Here is a 15432-nt window from a genome sequence, read left to right as displayed (position 1 = left end):
GTGGCACAGGAGCGAGCGCGACCAGGGGTCAGGCTGACCGCCCGCGGTGCCGTAGCGCTCATTTTCGTCGCGACGCTCGCCTCCCGGCCGACCGGGTCGATGCTGGTCATCGGGCTGGTCTTCTGCGCCGCGTGCCTGGCCGCCGTCCTGCTCGTCCAGCCGCGTGACCTGCTCGCGCTGGTGGTCGCCCCGCCGCTGGTGTTCTTCGCCGCCACCCTGGTGAGCGCCCTGTTCGGCGGGTTCGGCGCGCCGTCGCTGCTCCAGGCGCTCGGTCTCGGCCTGTTCACCGGGCTGTCGGCCGCCGCGCCGTGGCTGTTCGGCGGCTCCGCGCTCGTGCTGGCCGTCGCCTGGTTCCGTGGGCTGCCCGACAACGTCAGCGAGCTGCGCGCCGAGCTGCGGGCCGGCCGCTCCACCTCCGCGGCCACCGCGGCCGGAGCTCCCCGCCGAGCGAGGCCGGGCGCCGAGCAGGGCTACGTCCCCGAGCCCGAGGGCTATTTCGAGCCCCGCGTGTACGGCACGCCACGAGAGCCCGAGGCCTGACCGTGCGCGGGCGCCCGGCCGGGGTCATCGCCGTGGACGGGCCGTCGGGGTCGGGCAAGACGACGCTGGGCGGCGCGCTCGCCGGCGAGCTGGGCGCCACCCTGGTCCACATGGACGACCTGTACCCGGGCTGGGACGGGCTGCTCGGCGGCGCCGATCGGCTCGTCCGGTGGATCCTGCGCCCGCGCGCCGAGGGCCGTCCCGCCCGCTGGCGGCGCTACGACTGGACGCGGGGCGCGTACGCCGAGTGGCACGAGGTGCCCTCGCCGTCGCCGCTGGTGGTCGAGGGCGCCGGCGCGGGGTCCGTGGCCGCCGCGCCGTACCTCTCGCGCCTGATCTGGGTGGAGGCCCCGCCCGAGGTGCGCCGCACGCGGGCGCTGAGCCGCGACGGCGATGCCTACCGGCCGCACTGGGAGCGCTGGGCCCGCCAGGAACGGGCCTACTTCGCCGCCGACCGCGTGCGCGACCGCGCCGACCTGGTCATCGACACCTCGCTGGTGCCCGACGCGCTGGGCGCCGTCCTCGGCACCCGCTGACCCGCCGGCCGGAGGTGGAAAAGGGCCGTCAGCGGGAGGCGGCGGGGCGCAGGTCGCGGCGCAGCTCGTGGGGCAGGGCGAAGCGGACGTTCTCGGGGACCGACTCGACCTCCTCGACGTCGCCGAAGCCGCGCTCGGCCAGCCGGGCCAGCACGCCCTCGACCAGCTCCTCGGGCACCGAGGCGCCGCTGGTGACGCCGACCGTGGTGACGCCCTCCAGCCAGGCGTCCTGGATGAAGGAGGCGTTGTCCACCAGGTAGGAGGCGTCGGCTCCGGCGTCCTTGGCGACCTCGACCAGGCGCTTGGAGTTGGAGGAGTTGGTGGAGCCGACGACGATGACGAGCTGCGCCTCGCGCGCGATCTCCTTGACCGCGACCTGGCGGTTCTGCGTGGCGTAGCAGATGTCGTCGCTCGGCGGGTCGATGAGGTTCGGGAAGCGCTCGCGCAGACGGGTCACCGTCTCGTTGGTCTCGTCGACCGACAGCGTGGTCTGGGACAGCCAGACGAGCCGCTCGGGGTCGCGCACCTGGACCCGGCCGACCCCGTCGAGGCCGTCGACGAGCTGGATGTGCTCGGGGGCCTCACCCGCGGTGCCCTCGACCTCCTCGTGGCCCTCGTGGCCGATGAGCAGGATGTCGTAGTCCTTGGCGGCGAAGCGCTTGGCCTCGTTGTGGACCTTGGTGACCAGCGGGCAGGTGGCGTCGATCGTCTTCAGCGACCGCCGGGCGGCCTCCTCGTGGACGGCCGGGGCCACGCCGTGGGCGGAGAAGACGACGATGGCGCCCTCGGGGACCTCCTCGGTCTCCTCCACGAAGACCGCGCCGCGCTCTTCGAGCGTCTTGACGACGTGGGTGTTGTGCACGATCTGCTTACGGACGTAGATGGGGGCGCCGTAGCGTTCCAGAGCCTTCTCGACGGCCTGCACGGCGCGGTCGACCCCCGCGCAGTAACCGCGTGGCTTGGCCACCAGGACACGTCGGCTCGCAGAGGTCTCCGAAATCATGTGCTCATGGTATGTGCTCTCGCCGTCCTGGGTGGCCGTGGGCCCGGGTTCCGGCGGCACGCACGGTATATCTGCTTTCCTATGCTTGGGTGCGTGTGCGACGGCCCTGTCCGTCCGCCCCTTGACCTCATGCGGTCCAGTCCGATCAGACTGGTCGTCCAATATCAGACCCTCTGAGGGAGCCGGCATGTCACTGACCGACATCGTCCGCACCATAGCCAAAAACGTCCGGCAAACCGTCACAGACCCCCGGGAACTGAAGGAGAAGGCCAAGGACCTGCCGCTCAACGTGCTGCAGACCGCGCTCAGCGGGGTCGGGCAGGCCCTGATGCTGGGCGACCGCGTCCGCACCGGCATCAAGCGGCTCATCAGCGACGACGACAAGGCCGCCGCCGACGAGCGGGCCTCCGGCGTGACGTCCCCGCAGGTCGTCATGGACGAGCGCGAGGAGCGGGAGGAGAAGCCCGCCAGGCGCGAGCCGGTCATCTTCGCCCCCCGGCCCAGGGTGTCCGCCGACCACCAGAACGGCGCGGCCGCCAAGCCCTCGGACGGCGCCGCCACCACGGCCCCGACCACGGCCGCGTCCGCGTCCGCGTCCGTGGCTCCCGCCGAGGCCGCGCCCCCGGCTCCCGTCGCGAAGCCCGCCGCCGGGACTCCTGCCCCGGCCGCCGCGGAACCGGCCGCCGCCGAGCCCGCCACGGAGCCCGCCACCGCGGAGTCCGCTGTCACCGAGCCCGCTGCCACGCCCGCGGAACCCGCCGCCGCCACCGCCGAGCCCGCCGCCGCCCCCGAGCCGGCCGCTGCTCCGGAACCCGCCGCCGCCACCGCCGAGCCCGCCGTCGCGCCCGAGCCCGCGGCGCCCGCCGCGCCCGCCGGTGTCACGGCCGAGCCCGCGGCCGAGGCGCCCGCCGCGCCCGCGAAGCGCGCGTCGCGGGCCGCCGCCAAGCCCCGCACGGCCGCGTCCGCCGCGAAGGCCGGGACCTCCCCCGCCGAACCCAAGGCCAGGGCCACCAGGACCACCAAGGCCGCCAAGGCCGCACAGAGCGCCGAGAGCACCGAGAGCACGGCCACCGGCGAGACCGCCGCGCCCAAGCCGCGGGCGCGCAGGGCCAAGACCCCGGAAGGCAAGCTCGCCGACGCCGTGACCACCACCGCCGCCGAAGTCGCCTCCGCGGCGCCTTCCCCCGCCGGCGACACGCCGACGCTCGCCGAGCCGATGCCCGGCTACTCCGAGATGACCATGGCCTCGCTGCGCGCCCGGCTCCGCGGCAAGTCCGCCGACCAGATCCGGTCGCTGATCGAGTACGAGCGGCAGACCGCCGCGCGGGACGACATCGTGCAGATGTACGCCAAGCGCCTGGCGAAGCTCGAAGCGGCCGAATAGCCAAGGACGGTTTGTAGGCTGCCCGCATGACGGCCAAGACCTCACCCGAGCAGCCACTGCCGATCCGGTCGGTGCTGCAGATGGTGGCCCAGTGGATCGGCAAGCTCGGCACCGTGTGGGCCGAGGGGCAGATCACCGAGCTGTCGTCGCGTGGCGGCACGGTGTTCCTGACCTTGCGCGATCCGGTGGCCAACGTGTCGGCGCGCGTGACCTGCCCGCGCAACGTCTACGAGGCGACCGTCCCCCGGCCGGTGGACGGCGCACGGGTCGTTGTGCTCGTCAAACCGGACTTCTGGGTCAACCGGGGCTCCTTCGCGTTCACCGCCCTGGAGATCCGTCCCGTGGGCATCGGCGAGCTGCTGGCCCGGCTCGAGCGGCTGCGGCAGGTCATCGTCGCCGAGGGCCTGGCCAACGCCGAGCGCAAGCGCCGCCTGCCCTTCCTGCCCGGCACCATCGGCCTGATCTGCGGGCGCGACTCGGCGGCCGAGCGCGACGTGCTGGAGAACGCCCGCCGCCGCTGGCCCGCCGTGCGGTTCAAGGTCGAGGCCGTCGCCGTCCAGGGGCCGTACGCCGTGGGCGAGGTCACCGAGGCACTGCGCAGGTTCGACCTGGACCGCGAGATCGACGTGATCATCATCGCGCGGGGCGGCGGCTCCCTTGAGGACCTGCTGCCGTTCTCCGACGAGTCTCTGGTGCGCGCCGTCTCCGCCTGCCGCACGCCGGTGGTGAGCGCCATCGGCCACGAGCAGGACAATCCCCTGGTGGACCTGGTCGCCGACGTGCGCGCCTCGACGCCGACCGACGCCGCCAAGAAGGTCGTCCCGGACGTCGGCGAGCAGCTCGCCCTGGTGCGCCAGCTCCGCGACCGGGGGCGGCGCGTGGTGGGCGGCCGGCTCGACCGCGAGCTGTCCTGGGTGGCGGCACTGCGGTCCCGTCCCTCGCTGGCCGACCCGGTCCGCGAGGTCGAGCGCCGGGCGGAGCAGGTGGAGGGCCTTCGCGACCGGGCGCGCCGCTGCCTCACCTCCTCCCTCGACCGGGCCGAGGACTCCCTGGAGCACCTGCGGGCCCGCCTCGTCGCGCTGTCGCCCGCCGCGACGCTCGAACGGGGCTACGCCATCGTGCAACTGCCCTCCGGCGACGTCGTACGGCAGGCGGCGGGCCTGACGTCCGGAGACGGGCTGAGCCTGCGCTTCTCCGACGGCCGGGTCGAGGTCACCGTGGACAAGCCCGCCACCTGACCGGCCGGCGGGTCCGGATGCCCATAGGGTGGGACCCGTGGCTGAGGAGAAAGACGGGACGCCGTCGTACGAGCAGGCCCGCGAGGAGCTGACCGAGGTCGTGCGGCGCCTGGAGGCCGGCGGCCTCACCCTGGAGCAGTCGATCGAGCTGTGGGAACGGGGCGAGAAGCTCGCCGCCATCTGCGAGGAGTGGCTGCAGGGCGCGCGGGTCAGGCTGGCCGCGGCCATGGCCCGTCGCGAGGCCCCCGAGTCCCAGGCAGAGGCGGAGAACACCCCCTTCTGAGGCGAGGGCTCGGCTCCCCTTCTGAGGCAGGGCTCGGCTCGCCTCCCGAGGCGGGGTCCGGCTTCCCTTCCGCCGCAGGGATCAGCTCGCCTTCCGAGGCGGGGTTCGGCCGCCCTTTCGAGGAAGGGCTCAGCTCGCCGTGGGGGTGGCGGTGATCTTGGGTTGCGCCTTGAGGGAGCCCGCGAGCTGTGTCAGCTCGTCCCAGTCGGCCAGACCGGTGACCACGACGGTCACGCCCGGCTGGACGAGCACGAGCGAGCGCTGCTTCTTGTCCGGGCGGTAGCGCTCCTGCCAGGTCTGGCCGCCGATCTGCCGGCTTCCCGTGCTCTTGTCGGTGTTGGCCAGCCGGCTCGCGAACGCCTGGCCGGGCTCGTCGCTCTGGGCGAGCAGGGCGTGCGAGCGCTTGGCGGTGGCGAACCCCAGCCGCCAGGTGACGTGCCCCTTCTGGTCGACCTCGGAGCTGTTGGGCACCCAGCCGGCCGGCACCGGGTCGGGCACCCGCACCTCATACGGGGCGACGCGGCGGAGGTTGGCGACGGTGATCGTGTAGTCCACCCGCGGGATGTGCTCTTCGCGGCTCTGGGGCGCTATGAGCAGGAAGATGCCCACGATCGCCAGGCAGAAGAGCACGGCGAACGCGTACCCGTAGAACCCTTGGGTGAATCGGCGCACAGCCAGGGAGAATACCGGCCGCGGCGGGCGCCCCCCGACTCAGCCCGCGCGGCGCGGACTACGGGCGCGGGATCTGCCCGATGATCGCCAGGACCTCCTCGGAGAACTTCCGCGCCGCGGCGACGTCCTGCGAGAGCACGACCTCCGACACCGCGGCGGCCAGGGCGCCGGTCACCACGATGACCAGGGGGCCCTTGTCCTCCTCGAAGAGGGCGGCGTTGCGGCGCGCCCATTGGCGCATGCGGTCGCGCATGATCACCTCGAAGCCGGGCGGCCCGTCCCCGCGCAGGAACAGCGCGGCCAGTTCGCGCTCGTCGAAGCAGCCCTCCAGATAGGCGCGGGCGCCGGAGATGAACAGCCGCATCGGGTCGGTCTCGCCGTCGCCGCGGGCGGCCTGGACGGCCTGCTTGGTGCGCTGCGTCTGACGGCCCTGGAACTCCTCGAACAGGGTCAGGTAGAGATCGGCCTTGCCGGAGAAGTGGTGATAGAGGCTGCCGACACTGGCCCCCGCGCGGGAGACGACATCGATGACCCCCGCGTCGGCGAAGCCCCGTGTGACGAAGATCTCTCTGGCGGCGTCCAGGAGCGCGCCTCGCGTGGCGGCGCCGCGTTCGGAGGTGCGCACAGTCACCGGTCGTTCCGTGTCGCTGCTCATGCGGTGACAGTATCCCTCCGTCGGCCGCCGAAGGGGGACAACTACGATCGTGACGGCGTCCGCATCACGACGCCTGGATTAGACGGCGGGGAACCTGGTAGGTCCACTACAGGGCGTCCCGATCGCCATCATCCAACTCAGAGGGGCTCGCACCATGTCGGAAGAGACGTCCGTACCCGCCGCGCTGGCCACCGAGGAGCGCGCGCCCGATCGCAACCTGGCCCTTGAGCTGGTCCGCGTGACCGAGGCCGCCGCGATGGCCGGGGCCCGCTGGGTCGGCCGAGGGGACAAGAACGGCGCCGACGGCGCGGCGGTCAACGCGATGCGCCAGCTCATCAACACCGTCTCCATGGACGGCACCGTGGTCATCGGCGAGGGCGAGAAGGACAACGCGCCGATGCTTTACAACGGCGAGCGGGTGGGCGACGGCAGCGGCGCCGAGTGCGACGTGGCGGTCGACCCGATCGACGGCACGCGGCTGACCGCACTAGGCATGCCGAACGCGATCTCGGTGATCGCGGTGAGCCCGCGCGGGTCGATGTACGACCCATCGGCGGTGTTCTACATGGACAAGCTGGTGACCGGCCCGGAGGCCGCCGACGCGGTGGACATCGACGCGCCCGTGGCCGCGAACGTCGCCGCCGTCGCCCGGGCCAAGGGCTGCTCGCGGTCGGACGTCACGGTGGTCCTCCTCGACCGGCCCCGGCACGAGCGGCTGGCCAAGGAGGTCCGCGACACCGGGGCCCGCATCAAGTTCATCACCGACGGCGACGTGGCCGGCGCGATCATGGCGGCCCGCCGGGACACCGGCGTCGACCTGATGCTCGGCGTCGGCGGCACCCCCGAGGGCATCATCGCGGCCTGCGCCCTGAAGTGCCTGGGCGGGGTGATCCAGGGCAAGCTGTGGCCGCGGGACGACGACGAGCGCCGCCGGGCGCTGGAGGCCGGGCACGACCTGAACCGCGTGCTCACCACCGACGACCTGGTGACCTCCGACGATGTGTTCTTCGCCGCCTCGGGCATCACCGACGGCGAGCTGATGGGCGGGGTCCGCTATCGCGGCGGGGTCGCCGTCACCTACTCGCTGGTCATGCGCGGCAGGTCGGGCACGGTGCGCAAGGTCGAGAGCGAGCACCAGCTCTGGAAGCTCCGGGCCTACAGCGCGATCAACTTCGACACCGCCACCTGATCACCGGCCGCCCGCCGTCCGCCGCGCTACGGCCTGCGGCGGCGCTACGGCCTGCGGCGGCGCGCCCAGCCGCGTCTCGGCGGCCTGGGCGACTTGGCCACGACGTTGCCCATCATGATCACGCCGGTGACCTCGATGACGGGCGCGTCCAGCGCGGTCGTCTCGGGCACCTGGTTCCGCTTCCCGCCGACGACCGCCGAGGCCGGGATGACCACCCGCACGCCCTCGGGGACGATCAGCGTGAGCGTGGCGCCGACGACGGTGGCCTGCACGGTGATGTGGCTGCTCTGCAGCAGCGCCTCGCACAGGTCCAGCGTGACGCCGCTGCCGACGGCCGTGACCGAGTAGTGCGAGGGGACCACCCAGCGGCCCTCGCGCTGTTCGGAGCGGAACAGCGCCATCACCGGACGCCCGTCGGCGCGCAGCGGCTGCAGGTGCTCGGGCAGCAGGTCGGCGGTGAGGACGGCCAGCTCGCCGAGCGTGCGGGCGGCGAACACCGCCTCGACGCGCTCCTCGTGCTCGTCGTGGGTGAGCCTGCCGTCGGCGACGGCGTCGCGCAGCACGGTGACCACGCGTTCGCGGTCGTCGTCGGACGCCCTGAGTTCCTGGGGCGCGGGCCCGCCGGCGTTGGACCGGCCGGCGGCGATGAAACCCGCCAGCAGTTGCCGCAGCACGGGAGCCCCCTGCTGCTGCCAGCGGCCGTTCCAACGGTCGTAGTGCGCTCCGCGCTCGGCTTCCACGCCTCGACACTAACTCCCGAGCCGACCCCGGACCTACCCCTCACCACAGGTCACCTGGAGGAACACGGCCGGGGAAAAGCACATTGAGCCGTGAGATCAGTCAGAATCGTACCTCGGCCCTGTTCAGGCCGCCTTGCTCCATTGGCGGCCGCCCGTGATGACCGCCGACCCGTCCACGAAGGAGCCGAAACCGTGAACAACCGGGACGATGCCGCCTTCTGGGCGTGCCCCCACGGGCAGGACGCCCGCCGGGGCTGCGTCGCCTGTTACGAGGACGCGGCCACGCAGGAGCCTGAGGTCCCCATGTGGGACGTCGCCGTGTGGTTCACCTCCCGCCGCCCCATCCCCATCAAGGCCCTGAAGGACGTCCACCGGCACGGCAGCCGTTTCTTGCTGGACAAGCTCTCCGCTCCCTACATCTACCTGCTGACCGGCCACGCCCGCGCCGACCAGGGTGTGCAGGCCGTCGCCGGGCTCGTCGGCTTCCTGGTACACAACCGGCACGTGGTGGACGAGTTCTCGGTGCAGGAGACGCGAGCGGTGCGCATCTCGCCGTCCCCCGACACCCCCGTGACCGACCGGGTGTGGCCCTGACCTCTGGAGCGGCGTCAACAGACCATTGACCGGCGGGGGGCGCGACCGTAGCCTTGGCCAATCTTGAACCCTCCTCATGTTCTTCCGGAGCCGCAGTGCCCACCCCCCGTGACCGGCGTGCGCGCCTTTCCACCTTCGCGGTCTTCTTCGTCCAGGGTCTGACCTTCGCCACTCTGCTCACCCAGGTGGCCCAGCTACAGCAGAAACACCACCTGAGCGACGGCGAACTGTCGATCCTCCTGCTGGTGGTCCCCGTGATCGCGGGCGTCGGCAGCGTGCTCGCCGGCGAGATCGCCAAGCGGTACGGCAGCCGCCGGGTGCTGCGCGCCGCCCAGCCGGCGGCGGGACTCGCCGTGGTGTGCGCCGGCCTGGCGGCCGACGTGCCGCAGCTCGTCGCGGCCAACGTGCTGTTCGGCCTGTGTCTCGGCGCCGTCGACGCCGGCATGAACATGCAGGCGGTCACGGCCGAGCGCAGGTACGGCCGCCCCATCCTCACCGGTTTCCACGCCCTGTGGAGCGCGGCGGCGGTCGTCGGGGCCGGGTGGGCGTCGGTGGGAGGCGCCATGCGGCTGACCCTGCCGGCCATCTTCACCGTCGCCATGGTCGTCGGCGTCGCCATCGCCCTGATCGCCGGCCGCACCCTGTTCACGGCCGAAGAAGAACACGTCGCCACACCGGCAGGCGACACCGGTCCGGCGGCCGATGCCACGCCGGTCACCGTGGCGGGCGCTGACGCCTTCCCCGCCGCGGTACCGGTCAGGGACGCCGTCCCCGCCGTACCGGTCACGGACGTCGTCCCCGCCGCCGTGGCGGGGAACGGGCGCGCGCGGGCCGCGGGCGGGGTGCGGGTGCCGTGGGGGCCGATCCTGCCGTTGTGCCTGGCGATGGCCTTCCTGTACGTGGGCGACGCGTCGATCTCGAACTTCGGCTCCGTCTACATGGAGAAGATCATGCATGCGACGGCGGCCGTCGTGCCGCTGGCGCTCGGGGCCTACCAGGCGGCCACCTTCGTCGTGCGCGTCGGCGGCGACTTCGCCGTGCGACGGTACGGACCCGCGGCGATCGTCCGCATCGGCGGCGCGCTCGCCGCGCTCGGCTTCGCCGGGATCGTCGCCGCGCCCGACCAGCCGCTGGCCATCGTGGCTTTCGGCCTCGCCGGGGTCGGCCTGTCGGTGGTGGCCCCGCAATCCTTCTCGGCCGCCGGACGGCTGGACCCGGCGGGCACGGGCGTCGCCATCGCCCGGGTCAACATGTTCAACTACGTCGGTTTCATCGTGGGAGCCGCCCTCGTCGGCGGCATCGCCGAGGCCGCCGACTACCAGATCGCCTTCGCCGCCCCCCTGATCCTCGCCACCGCCATCATCGCCCTCGCCCGAGGCTTCCACCCCAAAGCCTCCCATCCGGCCCCCCAACCCACCCGACCCGGACCCACCGGACGCACCGGACCCACCGAAGCCTGATCAACCCCAGGCCCGCCGGCGCATTCCCCCGCCTGGTCACCGGTGTCGCTCGTCGGCGCCGACGCGGGGGGAAGGTGGTCGGCGGTATCGGCGCCGAAGTACGGCGGGACACCCGGCGACCTTCGGACGAAGCTGTGCCTGTTGCGCCCCGTAGCAGGGCGCCGGCTTCGCCGTACTGCGGCCCGCCGCCGCGGCGCCCCGATGGAGGCCGTGAGTGGCGGACGGGTGTGCAGCCCCGTAGTAGGGCGCCGGCTTCGCCGTACTGCGACTCGCCGCTGCGGCGCCCCGATGGAGGCCGTGAGTGGCGGACAGGGCGCGTGCAGCCCCGTAGCAGGGCGCCGGCTTCGCCGTACTGCGACTCGCCGCCGCGGCGCCCCGATGAAGGCCGTGAGTGGCGGACGGGTGTGCAGCCCCGTAGCAGGGCGCCGGCTTCGCCGTACTGCGACTCGCCGCCGCGGCGCCCCGATGGAGGCCGTGAGTGGCGGACGGGGTGTGGGGGTTTGTGGTGGGGGCGAGGGTGATGAGGGGGTTACAGGTAGGGGCGTTGGGTGCGTTTTTGGTGTTCGTAGCGTTTGTGGAGTTCGGGGGTGGTGGAGATCTCGGCGATGGGGACGTCCCACCAGGCGGTGGTCCGCGGGGAGGGGCCGGGGACGGTCTCGACGTGGACGACGGTGGTGCCGGTCGCCTCGCGGGCCTTGGTGAGGGCGACGCGCAGCGAATCGGGGTCGGAGGCGCGAAGGACGTCCGCGCCGAGGCTGGCCGCGTTGGCCGCCAGGTCGACGGGCAGGAAGTCGCCCTCCAGCCGGCCGTCCGCCGACCGCGCCCGGTAGGCCGTGCCCAGCCGCCGCGCGCCCACCGACTCCGACAGGCCGCCGATGGAGGCGAAGCCGTGGTTGTCCACGATCACGATGACGAGCTTGACGCCCTCCTGCACGGCCGTGGCGATCTCCTGGGCCATCATGAGGTACGACCCGTCGCCGACCAGGACGAACACCTCGCGCTCCGGAGCGGCGAGCTTGACGCCGAGGCCGCCGGCGATCTCGTAGCCCATGCAGGAGTAGCCGTACTCGACGTGGTAGGCCTTCGGGTCGCGGGCCCGCCACAGTTTGTGCAGGTCGCCGGGCATGGAGCCGGCGGCGTTGACGACCACCCCGTCGGCGCCGGCGACCTGGTTGACGACGCCGAGCATGACCGGCTGGGTGAGCTCGTCGCCCGCGTACAGCTTCGCGACCTCGTCCTGCCATTCGCGCCCCAGCTCGGCGGCCCGGGACGTCCATGACGGGTCGGCCTTCCAGCCGGCGAGGTCCAGGACGGCCAGCCCTTCGCGGGCGTCGCCGACGAGCATGACGGCGGAGTGCTTGGCGGCGTCGAAGGCGGTGACGTTGAGGTTGACGAAGGGCACGTCCCCGAACAGCGTGCGCGAGGCCGTGGTGAAGTCGGTGTACCGGGTGCCGACGCCGATGACCAGGTCGGCGTCGCGGGCGATGGCGTTGGCGGCGGCCGTGCCGGTGTGCCCGATGGCGCCGAGCGCGCGCGGGTGGTCATAGGGCAGGACGCCCTTGCCGGCCTGGGTCTCCCCGACCGGGATGCCGTGCTCCTCGGCGAACCGCGCCAGCTCGTCCCATGCCTCGCTGTAGACGACGCCGCCGCCCGCGACGATGACCGGCCGCCGCGACGCCTTGATCGCCTCCACGGCGCGCTCGACGGCGGCGGAGTCGGGCAGGGGCCGGGCGACGTGCCAGACGCGCCTGCGGAACAGCTCGACCGGCCAGTCGTGGGCCTCGGCCTGGACGTCCTGTGGCAGGGCGATGGTGACGGCGCCGGTCTCGGCGGGGTCGGTGAGCACGCGCATGGCGGCCATGAGGGCGGCGGGGAGCTGCTCGGGCCGGTTGATCCGGTCGAAGAAGCGCGACACGGGCCGCAGGCAGTCGTTGACGCTGACGTCGTAGGAGCGGGGGTCTTCCAGCTCCTGCAGGACGGCGCCGGCGGCGCGGGTGGCGAAGATGTCGCCGGGCAGCAGGAGCACGGGGATGCGGTTGATCGTGGCCAGCGCGGCGCCGGTGACCATGTTGGTCGCGCCTGGGCCGATCGAGGAGGTGCAGGCGAAGGCCGACAGGCGGTTGCGCGCCTTGGCGAAGCCCACGGCCGTGTGCACCATGGCCTGCTCGTTCCTGGCCAGGTAGTAGGGCAGCGGGTCGCGCAGCCCGCCTCCCTGTTCGGCGAGGGCCTGCCCGACGCCGGCGACGTTGCCGTGGCCGAAGATGCCGAAACAGCCCTCGATGAGCCGCTGTTCGACGCCGTCGCGCTCGCTCCACTGCTCGGCGAGGAACCGCACCAGCGCCTGGGCGACGGTGAGCCGTATCGTCGTCATGCCGGGGTCTCCGTCTCGCTCGTGCCGTCGGGGCCGTTCGCGGTGGCCGTGGTCATGGGGACGCGGGGGTCCACGGCCTGCCCCTGCCAGCCGGCGCGGATCCAGGCGTGGCGGGGGTCGTCGCAGAAGGCCATGGACCGCTCGCCGGCCGGGCCGGCCAGGACGTTCAGGTAGTACAGGTCGTAGCCGGGGGCGGCCATCGACGGGCCGTGGTAGCCGTGCGGGACGAGCACGACGTCTCCGCAGCCGACCTCGGCGAGCACGTCGATGGGCTTGCCCGGCGAGCCGTACACCCGCTGGTAGCCGGGGCCGCCCTCGAAGTAGTAGATCTCCTCCAGCACCGCCTCGCCCTCGCCGGGGGTGTCGTGCTTGTGCGGAGGGTAGGACGACCAGTTGCCCTCGGGGGTGAGGACCTCGACGGCGACGAGCTTGTCGCACTCGAACGCGTCCGGCGCGCAGAAGTTGTTGACCTGCCGGCTGGCCTGCCCGGCCCCCCGGACCTCCACCGGCACCTTGCCCGCGGGCCCGTACCGCACCGGGAGCCGCCGGGTGGCGCGGGCGGACGGCAGGGCGAACCGGCCCTCCCCGGTGACGCGGACGGTCGCCTCCACGGGCACGTAGGCGAAGTCGGAGACGCCCTCGAACACCGACGGGCGGCCGTGGAGCGAAAGGCGCTCTCCGTCGCACTCGACCGTGCACGACCCGGAAAGCGGCAGGACGAGCATCTCCTCCGGGCCGGTGGTGAACTCGACGGTCTCGCCGGACAGGTTGAGCGCGCGCAACCCGGCGTAGGTCCATCCCGCGAGCTCGGGCGTCACGCGCAGCGCCCAGGGAGCGGCGGCGGTCGAGCCGGCGGGGATGTAGGACATCAGGACACCTCCAGCAGCCCGGCGGCGGTGTCGACGGCCGCCGCCACGTCGTCGTCAGGAGGGTAGAGCAGGGCGCGCCCGACCACGAGCCCCCGGACGCCGGGAAGGCGCAGCGCCTTGCCCCACGAGGAGTACACCTCGTCGGGCGCCTTGGTGGGATCGCCGCCGAGCAGCAGGGTGGGAAGGGTGGTGGCGTCCATGACCTGCTCCATGTCGGCGATCACCGGGATCTTCAGCCAGGTGTGCGCGGAGGTGGCGCCGAGCGCCTGGCCGACGTGGATGGCGTGGATCATGCCCTCCGGCGACAGGTCGTGGTGGACCACGCCCTCGTCCCGGTGGGACCAGAACGGCTCGATCATCGCCATCAGGCCCTGTCCGGCCAGGCTCGTGACGGCGCGCGCGCACGATTCGAGCGTGACGGCGGTCTCGGGCGAGCGCAGCCCGACGCGGCACAGCATCTTGCCGCCGTCGAGCCGCATCCGCACGATGGAGTCGGTGTCGTAGGCGGTGAAGCGGTCGTCGAACTCGAAGGCGCTGCCGTGGATGCCGCCGCGGTTCATCGAGCCGATGACGACCTTGTCGTGGAGCGCGCCGAGCAGCAGCAGGTCCTCGACGATGTCGGGGGTGGCGAGCAGGCCGTCCACCCCGGGGCGGGCCAGGGCCGCGCACAGCCGGTCGAGCAGGTCGACGCGGCTGGCAATGGCCATCGGGCGGCCCCGAACGCTGAGCGCGCCGCGGGCGGCGTGGTCGGCGGCGATGATGAGCAGCTGGCCGCGGTCGCGCAGCAACGGCCTACGGCGGCGTTCGGCCGCGGCCTGCGCGATCTTCTCCGGATGCCTGGCGCGGTACTCCGCCAGGCTCCTGCGGTCCTCGTCACGCATGGGCTTCCCCCGAGAGCACGGCCTCGACCTCCTTGACTGTGGGCATGGCCGGGGCGCAGGCGAGGCGTCCGGCCACGATGGCCCCGGCCGCGTTGGCGTACCGGAGGGTCTGTTCCAGGTCACGCCCGGCGAGCAGGCCGTCGCAGAGCGCGCCGCCGAACGCGTCGCCGGCGCCGAGCCCGTTGACGACCTCGACGGGCACGGGCGGGACCTCCACGGTGCGCTCCGCCGTCATGCCGAGCACGCCGCCGGAGCCCTGCTTGACGACGGCGACCTCGACGCCCATGTCGAGCAGCGCCCTGGCGGCCTCGCGCGGCTCGCGGGCGCCGGTGGCGACCTCGCACTCCTCCAGGTTGCCCACGGCCACCGTGACGTGCCGCAACGCCTTGCGCACCCATTCTCCCGCGGCCCGCGCCGACTCCCAGAACATGGGGCGGTAGTCCAGGTCCAGGACGGTCAGCGGCGCCCGGCCGCGCGCCTCCCAGGCGGCGAAGTGGGCGCTCCTGGACGGCTCCTGGGACAGCCCGGTGACCGTCGCCCAGAACAGGTCGGCGTCCCTGACGGCGGCGAAGTCGAGTTCTCCGGCGCGGATCTCCAGGTCAGGGGCCTTGGGGAAGCGGTAGAAGTACAGCGGGAAGTCCTCCGGCGGGCGGATCTCGCAGAAGGTCACCGGCGTCGGCAGCCCGGGCACCTCGGTGACGTACCGGTCGTCCACGTCGTAGGAGCGCAGCGCGTCGTGGATGAAGGCCCCGAACGGGTCGGCCCCGGTGCGGGTGATCACCGCGGCCCTGCGGCCGAGCCGGGCGGCGGCGACCGCGACGTTGGTGGCGCTGCCGCCGAGGTACTTGCCGAAGGTCTCCACCTCGCGCAGCGACACGCCGACCTGGAGCGGGTAGATGTCGACGCCGACCCTGCCCATCGTGAGCACCTCGAAGGCGTCCCCGCCGTGGGCGATCCCGGGACGGGGTTCGCTCATGACGCTCTGGCCGATCCCGGGACGGGGTTCGCTCATGACGC

At 73.1% G+C, this 15432-nt stretch carries 16 protein-coding genes; 8 read left to right on the top strand and 8 right to left on the bottom strand.

Going from position 1 to position 15432, the window contains the following annotated elements:
- Positions 1-540, top strand: coding sequence for a DUF6542 domain-containing protein (locus ABZU32_RS16470; RefSeq protein ID WP_354922820.1), 540 nt, complete (start codon positions 1-3; stop codon positions 538-540).
- 2 nt (positions 541-542) lie between these two features.
- On the top strand, positions 543-1076 hold the full coding sequence (locus ABZU32_RS16465; protein WP_354922817.1) for a hypothetical protein: 534 nt from the start codon (positions 543-545) through the stop codon (positions 1074-1076).
- A 28-nt stretch (positions 1077-1104) separates the two neighbouring features.
- Here ABZU32_RS16465 and ABZU32_RS16460 read toward each other — a convergent pair whose 3' ends face one another.
- Positions 1105-2079, bottom strand: a complete 975-nt coding sequence (locus ABZU32_RS16460) for a 4-hydroxy-3-methylbut-2-enyl diphosphate reductase (RefSeq protein ID WP_354840181.1) — start codon at positions 2077-2079, stop codon at positions 1105-1107.
- 187 nt (positions 2080-2266) lie between these two features.
- On the opposite strand from ABZU32_RS16460, the gene ABZU32_RS16455 reads away from it, so the two are divergent.
- Genes ABZU32_RS16455 through ABZU32_RS16445 form a run of 3 tightly spaced genes read left to right on the top strand, consistent with a single transcriptional unit; the run spans position 2267 to position 4984 of the window.
- Positions 2267-3463, top strand: coding sequence for a hypothetical protein (locus ABZU32_RS16455; protein ID WP_354922814.1), 1197 nt, complete (start codon positions 2267-2269; stop codon positions 3461-3463).
- A gap of 26 nt (positions 3464-3489) precedes the next feature.
- Entirely contained in the window at positions 3490-4701 is a 1212-nt protein-coding gene (xseA, locus tag ABZU32_RS16450; protein WP_354922811.1) for an exodeoxyribonuclease VII large subunit, read from the top strand.
- A gap of 37 nt (positions 4702-4738) precedes the next feature.
- A complete protein-coding gene (locus tag ABZU32_RS16445) occupies positions 4739-4984 on the top strand; it encodes an exodeoxyribonuclease VII small subunit (protein ID WP_354922808.1) in 246 nt (81 codons plus the stop codon).
- Between the two features lie 129 nt (positions 4985-5113).
- On the opposite strand, the gene ABZU32_RS16440 is transcribed toward ABZU32_RS16445, so the two are convergent.
- Positions 5114-5656, bottom strand: coding sequence for a DUF4245 domain-containing protein (locus ABZU32_RS16440; protein ID WP_354922805.1), 543 nt, complete (start codon positions 5654-5656; stop codon positions 5114-5116).
- 58 nt (positions 5657-5714) lie between these two features.
- Entirely contained in the window at positions 5715-6311 is a 597-nt protein-coding gene (locus ABZU32_RS16435; protein WP_354922802.1) for a TetR/AcrR family transcriptional regulator, read from the bottom strand.
- Positions 6312-6465: 154 nt separating this feature from the next.
- Between ABZU32_RS16435 and glpX the strand changes: the two genes are divergently transcribed.
- Positions 6466-7500 (top strand): class II fructose-bisphosphatase, encoded by a 1035-nt coding sequence (gene glpX / locus ABZU32_RS16430; RefSeq protein ID WP_354922800.1) that lies wholly within the window; start codon positions 6466-6468, stop codon positions 7498-7500.
- Between the two features lie 44 nt (positions 7501-7544).
- Here the strand turns inward: glpX and ABZU32_RS16425 are convergent, their stop codons facing one another.
- Entirely contained in the window at positions 7545-8240 is a 696-nt protein-coding gene (locus ABZU32_RS16425) for a DUF1707 domain-containing protein (RefSeq protein ID WP_354922797.1), read from the bottom strand.
- A 192-nt stretch (positions 8241-8432) separates the two neighbouring features.
- Between ABZU32_RS16425 and ABZU32_RS16420 the strand changes: the two genes are divergently transcribed.
- On the top strand, positions 8433-8834 hold the full coding sequence (locus tag ABZU32_RS16420; RefSeq protein ID WP_354840159.1) for a hypothetical protein: 402 nt from the start codon (positions 8433-8435) through the stop codon (positions 8832-8834).
- Positions 8835-8929: 95 nt separating this feature from the next.
- The gene (locus tag ABZU32_RS16415) at positions 8930-10294 is read left to right on the top strand and encodes an MFS transporter (protein WP_354922794.1); all 1365 of its coding nucleotides are present in this window, start codon (positions 8930-8932) and stop codon (positions 10292-10294) included.
- Positions 10295-10823: 529 nt separating this feature from the next.
- On the opposite strand, the gene iolD is transcribed toward ABZU32_RS16415, so the two are convergent.
- The 4 genes from iolD to iolC are packed head-to-tail and all read right to left on the bottom strand — an operon-like array spanning position 10824 to position 15391.
- Positions 10824-12665, bottom strand: a complete 1842-nt coding sequence (iolD, locus tag ABZU32_RS16410; RefSeq protein ID WP_354922791.1) for a 3D-(3,5/4)-trihydroxycyclohexane-1,2-dione acylhydrolase (decyclizing) — start codon at positions 12663-12665, stop codon at positions 10824-10826.
- On the bottom strand, positions 12662-13534 hold the full coding sequence (iolB, locus tag ABZU32_RS16405; RefSeq protein ID WP_354922788.1) for a 5-deoxy-glucuronate isomerase: 873 nt from the start codon (positions 13532-13534) through the stop codon (positions 12662-12664). Before iolB ends, iolD begins: the two co-directional genes overlap by 4 nt.
- Positions 13534-14415 (bottom strand): deoxyribose-phosphate aldolase, encoded by an 882-nt coding sequence (locus tag ABZU32_RS16400; RefSeq protein ID WP_354922785.1) that lies wholly within the window; start codon positions 14413-14415, stop codon positions 13534-13536. The genes iolB and ABZU32_RS16400 overlap by 1 nt, the downstream gene beginning before the upstream one ends.
- On the bottom strand, positions 14408-15391 hold the full coding sequence (gene iolC / locus ABZU32_RS16395) for a 5-dehydro-2-deoxygluconokinase (protein ID WP_354922990.1): 984 nt from the start codon (positions 15389-15391) through the stop codon (positions 14408-14410). Before iolC ends, ABZU32_RS16400 begins: the two co-directional genes overlap by 8 nt.
- Between the last annotated feature and the right edge of the window lie 41 nt (positions 15392-15432).

It is taken from the genome of Sphaerisporangium sp. NPDC005288, assembly GCF_040607475.1.
Taxonomy (GTDB): Bacteria; Actinomycetota; Actinomycetes; order Streptosporangiales; family Streptosporangiaceae; genus Sphaerisporangium; species Sphaerisporangium rhizosphaerae.
This window is presented reverse-complemented; position numbering and strand designations above follow the sequence as displayed.

Coding starts and splice junctions, on each gene's coding strand:
- ABZU32_RS16460 (WP_354840181.1), bottom strand. CDS start 2,079: ATGATTTCGGAGACCTCTGCGAGCCGACGTGTCCTGGTGGCCAAGCCA.
- ABZU32_RS16455 (WP_354922814.1), top strand. CDS start 2,267: ATGTCACTGACCGACATCGTCCGCACCATAGCCAAAAACGTCCGGCAA.
- xseA (WP_354922811.1), top strand. CDS start 3,490: ATGACGGCCAAGACCTCACCCGAGCAGCCACTGCCGATCCGGTCGGTG.
- ABZU32_RS16435 (WP_354922802.1), bottom strand. CDS start 6,311: ATGAGCAGCGACACGGAACGACCGGTGACTGTGCGCACCTCCGAACGC.
- glpX (WP_354922800.1), top strand. CDS start 6,466: ATGTCGGAAGAGACGTCCGTACCCGCCGCGCTGGCCACCGAGGAGCGC.
- iolD (WP_354922791.1), bottom strand. CDS start 12,665: ATGACGACGATACGGCTCACCGTCGCCCAGGCGCTGGTGCGGTTCCTC.
- iolB (WP_354922788.1), bottom strand. CDS start 13,534: ATGTCCTACATCCCCGCCGGCTCGACCGCCGCCGCTCCCTGGGCGCTG.
- ABZU32_RS16400 (WP_354922785.1), bottom strand. CDS start 14,415: ATGCGTGACGAGGACCGCAGGAGCCTGGCGGAGTACCGCGCCAGGCAT.
- iolC (WP_354922990.1), bottom strand. CDS start 15,391: ATGAGCGAACCCCGTCCCGGGATCGCCCACGGCGGGGACGCCTTCGAG.